Raw genomic sequence first — 13,398 nt, forward strand, 5'->3', positions numbered from 1 at the left:
ATGGCCGACCGCTGGCTCATCCTCGCCGACGACCTGACCGGCGCCGCCGACTGCGCCATCGCCTTCGGTCGCCGCGGCCGTGCGGCGGCGGTGAGCTGGGGCACAGCGACTCAGGGCACCGGGACAGGATTCGGCTCTGCGGATCTCCTGGTGTTGTCCTACGATGCCGACAGCCGGGGCCTCTCCGCCGCGGCTGCCGCTCAGCGGCACGCCCAATGCCTGAGGCGCCTCCACGATCCGGACCGGATCCTATTCAAGAAGATCGACTCGACCCTGCGTGGCCAGCCCGCCGCCGAGACCGCCGCAGCGATCCATCACTTGAAGGGCCGGACCGAGGCCGGCCGCGCCGGGACCGTGTTCGGAATCTGCGCCCCGGCCTTTCCGGCCGCCGGGCGCACGACCGTCGGCGGCCGCGTCCACGTCGACGGCCGCCCCCTTGAGGACGCCGAAGTCTGGACGCGTGACCACAGCTACGCGAACGCCGACCTGGCCTTTATGCTGGGCACGGCCGGCGTCGCGACGAAGGCCGTGCCGCTGGCCATGGTGCGCGGCCCGGGCTTCGCGTCGCAGCTCGAGCAGATCGCCGCCGCGGGCGATGTCGTCGCCATCTGCGATGCCGAGACCCAGGAGGATCTCGACTGCATCGCCGCCGCGGGCTTGCGCATCGCCGCCGCGGGCCTGTCATCGTTCTTCGTCGGCAGCGCCGGCCTCGCGCACGCCCTTGCCGCGGTCGAGGCGAGTCCGCCGCTCGCGCCGTTGCGGATTGCGCCGCACCGTGGCGGCAGCTTGATCGTGGTGGGATCGCTCGCGGCAGCCTCCCGCGCGGCCACCCGCAAGCTCGCCGCCCTGGACGGCGTCGTCCACCTGCCCGTTCCGTCCGAGACCCTCCTGCGCGATCCCGGCGACTTGGCCGCCTCGCTCGCGCATGTCGAGATCGCGATCGCCGCCGGGCACGACGTCCTGGTCGAGATCGCGATGGAGGGCGTTCCCGACATGGCCCTCGGCCCCCGCCTCGTGCAAACCCTGGCCGACGCGCTCGCGCCGTTGGGTTCCGGGATCGGCGCGTTCGCGGCCACCGGGGGTGAGACCGCCTCAGCCCTCCTGTCGCGCTTCGGAGTCGAAGGCATCCGCCTTGTCGACGAGATCGAGCCCGGCGTGTCCCTCGGCCTCACGCTCGGCCGCCTCGCCATCCCCGTCGCGACGAAGGCGGGCGCCTTCGGCGACGCCGACAGCCTCATCCGCATCCGCGAGCGCTTGCGTGCGGTCCGCATCGAAGGAAGCTTCTCATGACACGTCCGACCATCGCCATCACCATGGGTGATCCGGCCGGCATCGGCCCCGAGATCATCATGAAGGCGCTCGCCCACGCCGAGGTCCAGGCCCTGTGCCGTCCGCTGATCGTCGGCGATGCCGGGCGACTCCGGCAGGCGGGCGAGATCGTCGGGTCGCGGGTGCCGGTCGATGCCCTGACGGAGGTCGGCGAGGCCGACTTCGACACGGGGGCGGTGCAGTGCATCGACCTCAAGGTCGTCCCCGCCGACCTGCCGTTCGGGCAGGTTTCTCCGGTCGGCGGCGAGGCGGCCTACCGCTTCATCGCCAAGGCGGTCGAGCTGGTGCAGGCGGGCGAAGCCGGCGGGATCTGCACCGCGCCCCTGTCCAAGGAGGCGCTGCATGCCGCCGGCCACAAGTTCCCTGGCCACACCGAGATGCTGGCCCACCTGACCGGCACGCCGGAGGTCTCGATGATGCTGGTCTCGCCCAAGCTCCGGGTGATCCACGTCACGACGCATATCGGCCTCATCGACGCGATCGCAAAGATCGAGCCCGGCCTGGTCGAGCGCGTGATCGCGCGGGGGCATGCCGTGCTGGTGAAGGCCGGCATCGCGAACCCGAAGATCGGCGTCTGCGCGATCAACCCGCATGCGGGCGAGAACGGCCTGTTCGGCCACGGCGAGGAGGCGGAGAAGATCACGCCGGCGGTCGAGGCCTGCCGGGCCAGGGGGTGGGACGTACGCGGCCCGCTGCCCGCCGACACGCTGTTCTTCCTCGCCGGCCGCGGCGACTACGACATGGTCGTCGCGATGTACCACGATCAGGGTCACGGCCCGATCAAGGTGCTGGGTCTCGAGGCCGGCGTGAACATCACCGTGGGCCTTCCGGTGATCCGCACCTCGGTCGATCACGGGACCGCCTTCGACATCGCCGGCAAGGGCGTCGCCGACGAGCGCAGCCTGATGGAGGCCCTGCGGCAGGCGGTCGACCTCGCTCCAAAGGCGGCGCCGGCTTCTACATAGCCAGCCGATCCACCCTCGGGCATGATGGGCCCTTCGCTCGGTCGGAGCGGAGGGCGGATCGGGCGCACCGGATCATCTCGGTAGGGTCGTCGTCCTCATGTCGATGCGGAGCAAGGCGCGTCAGGCGCTGCTGCTGGAGGCGCTGAAGCTCGGCGAGATCGACGTCGACGACGTCGCCGCCCGCCTGGACGTTTCGGCCTCAACGGTCCGGCGCGACCTCCAGGTCCTCTCCGCCACCCGGGCCGTCCGCCGGACCTACGGCGGCGCGATCCTCGCCGGGCACCCGGTCGAGACGACCTTGGCCGAGCGCTTGGCCGTGAACGGGCCCGAGAAGCTCGCCATCGCCCGCAAGGCGATCACGCTGGTCGAGGATGGCGACACGCTGATCCTCGACGCCGGCTCCACGGTCGCCGCGTTCGGGCAGTTGCTCGCCAAGCGCCGCCTGCGCATCGTCACCAACAACCTCGCCCTGCTCCCCGCCCTCGCCGAGGCGCCGGGGATCGAGCTCGTGGTCCTGGGAGGCGCCCTGCGGGCCACCAGCATGAGCACGGTCGGCCCCCTCGCCGTCGAGGCGCTTCGCCTCATGACCGCGGATCACGTCGTCCTCAGCGCCGACGGGGTGGTGGCGGGTCGCGGCCTCTGCGAGGCGAGCCTCGATCAGGTGGCCCTCAAATCCCTGATGATGCGCCAAGCGAACGGGGTGATCGTACTCGCCGACGCGAGCAAGCTCGGCCGGGCCGAGCAGAACGCCTGGGCGGCGCTTCCGCGACGGTGGACACTGGTTACGACGTCGGACGCGCCGAGGGATCAGGTGCAGCGCCTCGCGGATGCCGGCGCCGCCGTCCTCGTCGGCCAAAGCGCGTCGCGCAAGCTCTGACCGTCCCGCCGCCGCGCCCTCACGGCATGACGGGCGGATGGTAGGTCAACGTGAAGGCCAGGGCCCAGAGCAGGAACAGCACCAGCGGCAGGTGGACGATGAGCTGAAGGAAGCTGAAGCCGACGATGTCCCGCGCCTTCAAGCCGATGATGCCGACCAGCGGCAGCATCCAGAACGGGTTGATCAGGTTCGGCAGCGCTTCGGCGGCGTTGTAGATCATCACCGCCCAGCCGAGGTGGACCTTCAGCTCGTTGGCCGCCTGGAGCACGTAGGGCGCTTCGAGCAACCATTTGCCGCCGCCCGAGGGGACGAAGAAGCCGAGGATCGCCGAGTAGACGCCCATCGTCAGCGGGAAGGTGCCGGCGGTGTTGAGGTTGACGAAGGCATGGGTGATCGCATCGGACGCCGAGGCGCCGGCCGCGTTCTTCGGCACCGTCAGCATCCCGCTGATCGCCGCGTAGAGCGGATACTGGATCAGGATGCCCGCGATCGCCGGCACCGACTTCGAGACGGCCACGAGGAAGCGCTTCGGCCGCCAGTGCAGCAGCAGGCCGAGGGTGAGGAACAGCAGGTTGTAGGTGTTGAGGTTCGAGATCGCGACGATCCACGACTGGCGGGTGAATTCCTGCACGATCCAGCCGCCGGCGATCACCACGAGGAGGATCGTCAGGAGCGGCGAGTGCTCCAGCCACTCGCCCGGCTGGCGCGGCGGCGGGATGTCGGTCGATTCGCGGCTCACGTCGACGCCCAGGGTCTCGGCGGTGACGGCGGTCGCCCCGCGCGGCGCCGAGGCGTAGGCGATCGCCACCGAGACGACGAACAGGATTGCCGCGATCAGCATCGACTGCCACAGGAAGATGGTCTCGCTGAACGGGATCACGCCGGATATTGCGAGCAGACTCTTGGTCAGGCTCGCAGGGTTGGCCTGGAGTTGCGCCGCCGACGAGCTGAGACCGAGCGCCCAGGTCGCGCCGAGCCCAAGATAAGCCGCCGCGCCCGCGGCCCGGTAATCCATCCGCAGGTCCGTCCGCCGGGCGAGCGCCCGGACCAGCAGGCCGCCGAAGATCAGGCTCAGGCCCCAGCTGAGGAACGACGAGAGCATCGTCGCCCCCGCCACGAAGCCGACTGCCCCGCGACCGGTCCGGGGCACCTGCGCCATGCGCTCGATCAGCGCCCGCACCGGTGGCGAGACCGCCACGACGTAGCCGCCGATGGTGACGAAGGCCATCTGCATGGTGAAGGGGATCAAGCTCCAGAAGCCATCGCCGAAGCTCTTGGCGACGGACGCCGCCGGCGCGCCGTTGGCCAAGACGCCGAGGGCGACGATCACCACCGCGATGGCGACGAAGATGAAGGCGTCCGGAAACCAGCGCTCGGCCCAAGCGGTGAAGCGGATGCCGAGACGTTCGAGCGTTCCGGACGCCGGCGACGTGCCGGGATCGGTTGCCGGCACAGGCTTGGAGGGAACAGGCTTGGACAGGGATGGATCAACGGGCGCGATCGCCATGGATGTCCTCTGAGCTTCGGCTCTCCGCGGCCGAAGCCGCAACGATGACACGCCCGTGCTCGACCTCGAAAACGGGCCCTGTTCAAGATCGTGACAGCCGGCCGCGATCGTGGAGGCTGTCGGCTCGCCCGAGGCCCACCGCGTCAAGGCAGGCCACGTCGTCCAATACCTATCGCACGCACTGGGGCGGTCCCTTACGTCAGCGATCGAGATGGCGATTGAAGAAGGACGCGATCTCTTCGAACGCCTCCTTCACCTCCGGGACGCGATCGTCCCGGTAGAATTGCGCGTGCGACTGCCCCTCGAAGACCTGGAGCGCGGCCTCGACCCCGGCCTGCCGGAGCTTGCGGTGCATCCGGACGGTGTTCGAGAGGAGGAGGTCGCGCGTGCCCGTCGTCAGGATCGTCGGCGGGAACCCGCGCACGTCGCCGTTGATCGGCGAAAGCAGGGGATCGGAAAGGTCGTGCCCCGCGGCGTAGAATTTCGTGGCCGCGTCACAGAATCCGGTCGGCGAGACCAGGACGTTGTCCACCATCGCGTTGGTCTGGAACGAGTCGCCGCGCTGCGTCGCGTCCGACATCGGCGTGCCGGGCGCGATCGCCCCGGGCAGCGGGAGGCCTTCCGCCTTGGCCCGCAGCATCATCTCGAGGGTCAACGCGCCGCCGGCCGAGCTTCCGAAGACCGCGATCCGACCGGGGGCGGTGGTCTGAAGCACGGCCTTGTAGACCGTCATGCCGTCGTCGAGGGCCGCCGGGAAGAACGCCTCTGGCGGCATCCGGTAGTCGACCGCGATGACTTTCATTCGGCCGAAGCCGGCCAGCAGCATCGCCTCCGGCAGGGCGGCCTCGCGGGGGTTGAGGACGTAGCAGCCGCCGTGGACGTGGATCGCGATCCGATCGCGGTTCGCGGCGGGGATGTCGGCCGGGGTGATCGTGTACGCCCGCACGCCGTCGATCGTCGTCGGCGCCACGCTCACCCGCAGGCGCTCCGACATCGGCCCGATCTGCGGGGCGACGAGGGTCGCGAAGCCGTCCGAGAGTTGCTTCCAGCCGTCGGGCGTCGTCGGCGGCTTGTCCCAGTTCGTCCGCAGCGGCTGGGCGATGATCGCCTGCAGGGCCGGGCTTACGGTGTCGGGCACCGGGATCGTCTTGGCCGGCACCTCGCGGGGCGAAGGCGGCGCGGCTTGAGCCCAGGCTGCAGACGGGCCCGCGAGGCAGGCGAGGATGGCGGCGGTCATGAAGCGCATGCGGTGCGTCCTGCGATAGAACACGGTCAGGTTCTCGCATCTTCAGGCGAGCCGGCGTCCATCGTGCGTGAGGATGCGAGCGTCGGCTCGATCCGCAAGCCGGTCGTCTGGTCGAAGAGGTGGATGTGGGCTGCGGGAAACGAGACCTGGATGGCGTCGCCCACAGGCGCGCCGTTGGCGACCTTGAGCGTCAGCGACGCTTCGCCCGGGCGTCCGGCATGCACCAGCATCTCGGAGCCCAGAAGCTCCACGACCTCGACCAGCCAGGCCATGCCCGTTGCGTCGAGCGCGACGTGTTCCGGCCGGATGCCCAGGACCACCCGGTGGCCGTCGGGCCGGTCGAACCGCCAGGGCCCGAGCGCGACGTCGGCGTCAGCCACCCGCACCGTCGTGCCGTCGCGCCCGAGGGTGCCGGGGAGTAGGTTCATCGCCGGCGAGCCGATGAAGCCCGCGACGTAGGTGTCGGCCGGGCGCTCGAACACCTCCGTCGGCGTCGCCAGCTGCACCGGCACGCCCTGGTGCATCACGAGCAACCGGTCGCCCAGCGTCATCGCCTCGACCTGATCGTGGGTGACGTAGAGGCTCGTCACCTTCAGCCGGCGCTGGAGGCGGCGGATCTCGCCGCGCATCTGCACCCTCAGCTTCGCGTCGAGGTTCGACAGCGGCTCGTCGAACAGGAACAGCTTCGGGTCGCGCACGATGGCGCGCCCCATGGCGACGCGCTGGCGCTGGCCGCCGGACAGCTGGCGCGGCTTTCGATCGAGCAGCGCTTCCAAGCCCAGGAGGGCCGAGGCCGCGTCGACCTTCGCCCGGATCTCGGCGCGGGGAAGCCCGCGGATCTTCAGCGCGTAGGCCATGTTCTCGAACACGCTCATGTGCGGGTACAGGGCGTAGTTCTGGAACACCATCGCGATGTCGCGCGCCGACGGGTCGAGGTCCGTGACGTCGCGCCCGTCGATCAGGACGCGCCCGGCGGTCGGCGTCTCGAGGCCCGCCACGATGCGCAGGAGGGTGGATTTTCCGCAGCCCGACGCGCCGACGATGACGAGCATCTCGCCGTCCGCCAGGGCGAGGTCGACGCCCTTCAGGATTTCATTGTCGCCGAAGCTCTTGCGCAGGCCGTCGAGTCTCAGGCCCGCCATCACTTGTCACCCTCCGTCAGGCCCTTCACGAACCAGCGCTGCATGACGAGCACCACCGCGACCGGCGGGATCAGCGCCAGCACCGCCGTCGCCATGACCTTGTTCCATTCGGTGGCGGTGTCGACGCCGACCATCTTGACGATGCTGATGACCACCGTGTCGAGCTTCGGATCGGTCGCGACCAGGAGCGGCCACAGGTACTGGTTCCAGCCGTAGACGAACAGGATCACGAACAGGGCCGCGATGTTGGCGCCCGAGACCGGGATCAGGATGTCCCGCAGGAAGCGCAAGGGGCCTGCCCCATCCATGCGCGCCGCCTCCACGAGCTCGTCCGGAACGGCGAGGAACGTCTGTCGGAACAGCAGCGTCGCCGTGGCGGAGGCGACGAGGGGAATCGTCAGCCCCGTGAAGCTGTTGATGAGGTCGAGGGAGGACATGACCTGGAAGGTCGGGATCAGCCGCACCTCCACCGGGAGCATCAGCGTCAGGAAGATCAGCCAGAAGGCGGTCATGCGGAAGGGGAAGCGGAAGAAGGTGACGGCGTAGGCCGAGGGCAGCGACAGGGCGATCTTTCCGAACGCGATCGCCAGCGCCATCGCGGCCGAGACGAGCAGCGAGCGCCACACCGGCCCGGCCCCCGCCGACCCGTTCACCAGCACGTCGCGGTAGACGCCGAGGCCGGAGAGGCTCGGGACGAGCGAGACCTCGCCGCGGGCGATCGAGGCCGAATCCTGGGTCGAGCCCGCGACGGCGATCCAGATCGGCAGGGCGAACAGCAGGATCGCCAGGATCAGCACGGCATGCGGGATCAGGGCGGGCATCCTCCGGCGCATCAGGTGGCGGCCTTTCGCCCGAGGAACCGGAACTGCAGGGCGCAGAGGACGATGACGCCGGCCATCAGCACCACGGACTGCGCGGAGGACGAGCCGACGTTCGCGTTGACCACGCCGTCGAGGTACACCTTGAGGACGAGCGTCTGGGTCGATTGGCCCGGCCCTCCGCCGTTCACCGCGTAGACGGTCGCGAAGGTGTCGAAGGCCGCGTAGACGAGGTCGACCACGAGCAGGAAGTAGACCGTCGGCATCAGCAACGGCAGGACGATGGTGCGGAACCGGCGGACGCCGCGGGCGCCGTCGATGCGAGCCGCCTCGATGATCGTCTTCGGGATGGCCTGGAGGCCCGCCAGGAAGAAGATGAAGTTGTAGCTGACCTGCTTCCAGGCGGCGGCCAGCACCACGAGCGCCATGGCCTGCGTGCCGTCGAGCTTGTAGTCCCAGGCGATCCCGATCCGGTTCAGCCAAGCCCCGACGAGGCCGATCTGCGGGTGGAACATCAGCACCCACAGCACCGCCGCCATGGCCGGCGCCACCGCGTAGGGCCAGATCAGCATCGTGCGGTAGAAGGCGCGCCCGCGGATCTCGGTGTCGGCCAGGACCGCGAGCACCAGCGCCACGCCCATCGCGATGGCGGTCACGCAGGCGCAGAACACCAGCGTCCGCCCGATCGCGGCGAGGTAGAGCGGATCGCCGAACAGGTCGGCGAAGTTGTCGAGGCCGACGAACTCGGTGCTGGTGCCGAAGGCGTCCTCGCGCTCCAGGCTCGACTTGATCGCCTGGAGGGCCGGCCAAAGGAAGAAGGCGCCGGTCAACACCAGTTGCGGCAGGATGAGCAGCGCCGGGAGCACCCGGCCCGGGAACAGCGTCCGTCGTTCCATGTGGGGAGTGCCTTGGTCGGGACTGCCTTGCGCCGGCCGCCGCGTCAGCCGCGCGCAGATTTCTGGAAGTCGCGCAGCACGCGGTTCCCGCGCGCGACGGCGCCGTCCATGGCCGATTGCGCGGTCTGCTGGCCCTGGAGCGCCTTCTCGATCTCCTCGTAGAGGATCGCGCGGATCTCCGGCAGGCGGCCGAGGCGCAGGCCGCGCGAGTTCGGGGTCAGCTCCCCGCGGGAGAGCTGCCGCGCCGGAACGTCGGTGCCGGGATTCCTGTCGAAGTAGCCCGCCTGCTTCGTGGCCTCGTAGCCGGCCAGCGTCACCGGGACGTAGCCGGTGTTCTGGGCGTAGAGGGCGACCTGCTCGGGCTTCGCGAGGAAGGCGTAGAAGGCCGCGACGCCCTTGTACTCGGCCTCGCTGCGCTTGGGCGCCGTCATCGCCCACAGGCTGGCGCCGCCGATGATGGAGTTGTTCGGCCGCGGGTTCAGCGCCGGCTCGGTCGGCAGGAAGGCCTCGGCGTACCGGAACTTGGCGTTCTTGACGATGTCGGCGCGGCCCGAGGACGAGCCGAAGCCGATCGCGGCCTGCCCGGAATAGAAGACCGCGTCGGGCGCGCCGTCGCGGCCGGCATACTTGAAGGCGCCGTCCTTCGAGAGGTCGAGGAAGCGCTGGAGTTGGTCGACGAAGGGCTTGGTGTTGATGAGCAGTTCCGCGCCGAGGCCGTCATAGCCGTCGTTCTCGGTGGCGTAGGCGAGGTTCTGGATTGCGGCGTATTCCTCGAACTGGATCCAGGTCATCCAGGCCGAGGTGCTGGCGATGGGCGTGGCCGCCTTCGACGCGAGGGTGCGGGCCGCCTTGGCGAAGTCGTCGTAGGTGGCCGGCGGCTTGTCCGGGTCGAGCCCCGCCTTCTCAAAGGCGTCGCGGTTGTACCACATCACCGCCGTCGAGGAGTTGAACGGCATCGAGGCGAGCTTGCCGTCGGCCAAGCTGTAGTATCCGCGCACGCCGGGGATGTAGGCCTTGGGGTCGAGGGCGAGCCCGGTCTCCTCCGCGAGCTTCCAGGCCGGCTTGATGGCGGGGCCCGCCTGCAGCATCGTGCCCGTGCCGACCTCGAAGATCTGGACGACGTGCGGCGCCTTGCCCGCGCGGTAGGCCGCGATCGCCGCCGTCAGCGTCTCGGGATAGGTGCCCTTGAACACCGCCTCAAGGGTGACCTCTGACTGGCTCGCGTTGAAGTCGCGCGTCAGCCGCTCGACCTCCTCGCCGTTCGCGCCCGACATCGCGTGCCAGAGCACGATGGGCGTCCTGTCCGCGGCCGAGACGGAGGCCGAGGGGCGAAGCGCCGTCCACGCGGCGAGGCCGCCGACGCCGGCCAACAGGACGCGACGATCCATCCAAAACCCTCCCGGCGGCGGGATCGACCTGCCCGTTGACGTCGGGCTTGAAGCGCGATCCCGCGGCGGCATCGCACCGGACGGCGCGACGCTCGTGCATTCACCATGCACGGACCGGCGCGCGGAATAAAGCGCTCCGCGGCGCGGTCCCGCGATTTGGCCTCGGACCTCCGAGGTGCCGTCCCGGTCGGTTTGCCGACTTCACGTCCGCGCTCGGAGGCGATATCGGCTCATCCCGCATCGCAGCACCCGCTCGCAACGATCGATTGGTTTCATTGCTGTATTCCGTTGGCTTCTCAAGACGCCGCGACGCTTGACGCTGGGATGTCGGGCGTGCCCTCCTGGGTTCAACAATAACCGATCTCGGAGGACCGCCCGCCATGGCCTCGACCCGGTGCTGCATCCTCACGGCCGCGCTCGGCCTCGCCATCTCGGCGGGCTCCGCGTTCGCCGAGCCGATCCACGTCAAGGTCGGCGTCCTCAACGACATGTCCGGCGTCTACGCCGACACCGGCGGCAAGGGCTCCGTCGTCGCCGCGCAGATGGCGGTCGAGGACTTCGCCAAGGTAAACCGGGACGTGCAGGTCGAGGTCGTCGCCGCCGACCATCAGAACAAGCCCGACATCGGCGCCGCCGTGGCGCGACAATGGTACGACCGCGACGGCGTCGACGCGATCCTCGACGTTCCCACCTCCTCGGTGGCCCTGGCGGTCAGCCAGGTCACGCGCGAGAAGAACAAGGTCTTCATCGATTCAGGGGCCGGGACCACGGAGCTGACGGGTAAGCAGTGCTCGCCGAACACGATCTAGTGGACCTACGACACCTACGCCCTGTCGCACGGCACGGCCGGCGCCATGCTCGAGCGCGGCGGCGACGCGTGGTACTTCCTCACCGCCGACTACGCGTTCGGCCTCTCCCTGCAGAACGAGGCCACCGCGGTGATCGAGAAGGGCGGTGGCCGCGTCCTGGGTTCGGCCCGCGTGCCGTTCCCCGCCACCGATTTTTCGTCGTTCCTGCTTCAGGCGCAGTCCTCGGGCGCGAAGGTGGTCGGGCTGGCCAACGCCGGCGGCGACACGATCAACGCGATCAAGCAGGCGCACGAGTTCGGGCTGACCGATAGCGGGCAGAAGCTCGCCGCGCTGCTGATCTACGTCGTCGACGTGCACGCGATCGGCCTGCAGACCGCGCAGGGCCTGGTGCTGACGGAGTCGTTCTATTGGGATCTCAACCCGGGGACGCGGGCCTTCTCCGAACGCTTCTACAAGTGCAACGGCGACGCCATGCCGACCATGAACCACGCAGGCGTCTATGCCGGGTTGTCGCATTACTTGAAGGCCGTGGCCGCGACGAAATCCACCGATCCGCAGGCGACGATGGCCTGGATGAAGGCCAACCCGACGGACGACCCGCTGTTCGGCAAGGGGACTATCCGGGCGGACGGCCGCAAGGTGCACCCGATGTACCTGTTCGAGGTGAAGGCGCCCTCGGAGTCGAAGGGGGCGTGGGACCTCTACAAGCTCCTCGACACGATCCCGGCCGACAAGGCCTTTCGCCCGCTCGGGGAAGGCGGCTGCCCCCTGGTCGGCAAGCCGTAGAGGGCACGTCGTGGAGAAAAGCCGGCGTGACGGGGCAAGCCGTTCAGGCCGGGTCGCGCGCGGCAAACCAGTTGCCGTGGAAGCCCGGCGGGATCCGGTGCCCGAGGTGGATTGCGGCGACGGGCGGCGCCTCGAAGGCGCGCGCATCAAGGACGACGAAGTCGGTCGTGTCGCTTGCGGTGTCGATGACGAGTCCGACGAGCCATCCCTCGTCCTCGCCGGCCTCAGGGGCCGCCGGCACGAACACGAACTCCCCCGGCACGCTGCCGGCGCCGAACTCGTGCACGCGCCGCGCCCCCGTCGTCAGGTCGTGCTTGTAGATCTGCGTCGCGCCTTCGAGCTGCGTGTTGCCGTCGGCCGGGACCGAGACCGCGTAGACGTAGCGGTGCGGTCGCCCGAAGCGGCGCTCGTCGATCCTCGGAAATTCCTGCGCCGCCGGATCGACCACCCGCCGTTCGACCCGCGCCGTGGCGGGGTCGACGGTCCAGCGCTCCAGCCGGCCCGGCTTGTCGAGACCGCCCGCGGCCGAGGCGAACACGCTGTCGTAGGCGACGACGTCGAGGACCACCCGCCCGTCCGCCTCGTCGTAGGCGTTGCCGACGTGGAACACGAAGCACGGATCGAGCGGGCACCACGTGATGTCGGCGGCCGTCCCGTGCCGGGGGAGCAGGCCGAGGCGGGCGCGGTGGGCGGGGTTCCAGCGGAACGGGAAGCGGTGGCCTGCCACCACCGCCCGCATCGAGAAGGTGAGGGGCAGGTCCAGCACCACCGCGAAGCGCGCCGTGATCGCGCAGTCGTGGATGCAGGGGCCGTGCTCGACCGGGATCGGCAGGTCGCGCACGACGCGGCCGGCGGGCGAGAGGACGACGTGGCGCACGCTGTCCCAGACCCGGCCGTCGTAGGCGATCGCATGCGTCTCCCCGGTCTCCGGGTCGCGGTGCGGATGCCCGGTGAAGGAGCCGGAAAGCGTCCCCTCGAACGGATCGTAGGCTTGCGTCTCCAAGTCGTCGGACAGCTCGACCGGATAGCTGCCGGCCTCGACCAGGGCGAAGGCGCGGCCGCCAATCTCGACGACGTTGGTGTTGACGGTGTCGTCGCCTCGGCGCGGTCCGGGGGCGGCGGGTCGGCCGAGCGCCGCCGAGGCCGTCCGCGAGCCGATCCAGCGGTTGCGGTACCACAGGGCCTTGCCGCCCGCGATGCGGAGGCCGTGCACCATGCCGTCGCCCAGGAACCAGTCGTGGCCGCGCGTCGTCGGGCGAGCCGGGTTGGCGCCCATCTTGAGGTAGCGCCCGTCGAGCCCCGGCGGGATCGTCCCGGTCACCGGCAGGTCCCGCAGCGTCAGCTCCGCGCGCATCGGCGCGTGGACGCCGACCACGAACGGGTGCTCCGTCCCCGGCAGGCGCAGCCGGTTGCCGGCCGCCACCAGCGCGACGAGGCCCTCGGCGGCGGCACGGACGGTCAACGTAACAGGGTTCGGCATCGGTCGAGGGGTCCAAGCGTGGTGCGGGGACGAGAGCCGTGGTGAACCGTGACGGGTGCGCCGGGGCGCGACCGCACACGCGCCTTGAGCGGGATCGAGAACCGACATAGGGCCCATGGGCTTCCTCCGGCAATGCGATCGCCGTCCCGCCGCCG

10 protein-coding genes and 1 pseudogene are annotated in these 13,398 nt (G+C 70.0%); 4 read left to right on the forward strand and 7 right to left on the reverse strand.

What is annotated here, in order from left to right:
• The 3 genes from FV226_RS02480 to FV226_RS02490 all read left to right on the forward strand — a co-directional run bounded on the left by FV226_RS02480 (window position 1) and on the right by FV226_RS02490 (window position 3,171).
• A complete protein-coding gene (locus tag FV226_RS02480) occupies window positions 1-1,290 on the forward strand; it encodes a four-carbon acid sugar kinase family protein (protein WP_147761658.1) in 1,290 nt (429 codons plus the stop codon).
• Entirely contained in the window at window positions 1,287-2,294 is a 1,008-nt protein-coding gene (gene pdxA / locus FV226_RS02485; RefSeq protein ID WP_147761659.1) for a 4-hydroxythreonine-4-phosphate dehydrogenase PdxA, read from the forward strand. The genes FV226_RS02480 and pdxA overlap by 4 nt, the downstream gene beginning before the upstream one ends.
• A 97-nt stretch (window positions 2,295-2,391) precedes the next feature.
• A complete protein-coding gene (locus FV226_RS02490; RefSeq protein WP_147761660.1) occupies window positions 2,392-3,171 on the forward strand; it encodes a DeoR/GlpR family DNA-binding transcription regulator in 780 nt (259 codons plus the stop codon).
• A 19-nt stretch (window positions 3,172-3,190) separates the two neighbouring features.
• On the opposite strand, the gene FV226_RS02495 is transcribed toward FV226_RS02490, so the two are convergent.
• The 6 genes from FV226_RS02495 to ugpB all read right to left on the reverse strand — a co-directional run bounded on the left by FV226_RS02495 (window position 3,191) and on the right by ugpB (window position 10,168).
• On the reverse strand, window positions 3,191-4,678 hold the full coding sequence (locus FV226_RS02495; RefSeq protein ID WP_238272245.1) for a TIGR00366 family protein: 1,488 nt from the start codon (window positions 4,676-4,678) through the stop codon (window positions 3,191-3,193).
• Between the two features lie 199 nt (window positions 4,679-4,877).
• Entirely contained in the window at window positions 4,878-5,924 is a 1,047-nt protein-coding gene (locus tag FV226_RS02500; protein ID WP_147761661.1) for an alpha/beta hydrolase, read from the reverse strand.
• Window positions 5,925-5,950: 26 nt separating this feature from the next.
• Window positions 5,951-7,066 carry a sn-glycerol-3-phosphate ABC transporter ATP-binding protein UgpC gene (gene ugpC / locus FV226_RS02505; RefSeq protein ID WP_147761662.1) on the reverse strand — a complete coding sequence of 372 codons (1,116 nt, stop codon included), beginning with the start codon at window positions 7,064-7,066 and terminating at the stop codon, window positions 5,951-5,953.
• Window positions 7,066-7,887 carry a sn-glycerol-3-phosphate ABC transporter permease UgpE gene (gene ugpE, locus FV226_RS02510; RefSeq protein ID WP_246691465.1) on the reverse strand — a complete coding sequence of 274 codons (822 nt, stop codon included), beginning with the start codon at window positions 7,885-7,887 and terminating at the stop codon, window positions 7,066-7,068. The genes ugpC and ugpE overlap by 1 nt, the downstream gene beginning before the upstream one ends.
• Before the next feature lie 11 nt (window positions 7,888-7,898).
• Window positions 7,899-8,780 carry an ABC transporter permease subunit gene (locus FV226_RS02515; protein WP_147761664.1) on the reverse strand — a complete coding sequence of 294 codons (882 nt, stop codon included), beginning with the start codon at window positions 8,778-8,780 and terminating at the stop codon, window positions 7,899-7,901.
• A 44-nt stretch (window positions 8,781-8,824) separates the two neighbouring features.
• Window positions 8,825-10,168: a sn-glycerol-3-phosphate ABC transporter substrate-binding protein UgpB gene (ugpB, locus tag FV226_RS02520; protein ID WP_147761665.1), complete on the reverse strand. Its 1,344-nt coding sequence runs from the start codon at window positions 10,166-10,168 to the stop codon at window positions 8,825-8,827.
• Between the two features lie 380 nt (window positions 10,169-10,548).
• On the opposite strand from ugpB, the pseudogene FV226_RS02525 reads away from it, so the two are divergent.
• Window positions 10,549-11,763, forward strand: a pseudogene (locus FV226_RS02525) (ABC transporter substrate-binding protein).
• Window positions 11,764-11,806: 43 nt separating this feature from the next.
• Here FV226_RS02525 and FV226_RS02530 read toward each other — a convergent pair.
• Window positions 11,807-13,243: a carotenoid oxygenase family protein gene (locus FV226_RS02530; protein WP_147761666.1), complete on the reverse strand. Its 1,437-nt coding sequence runs from the start codon at window positions 13,241-13,243 to the stop codon at window positions 11,807-11,809.
• Window positions 13,244-13,398 lie beyond the last annotated feature (155 nt).

Origin of the sequence: Methylobacterium sp. WL12 (assembly GCF_008039475.1) — a bacterium.
In the GTDB taxonomy this organism is placed as follows: domain Bacteria; phylum Pseudomonadota; class Alphaproteobacteria; order Rhizobiales; family Beijerinckiaceae; genus Methylobacterium; species Methylobacterium cerastii.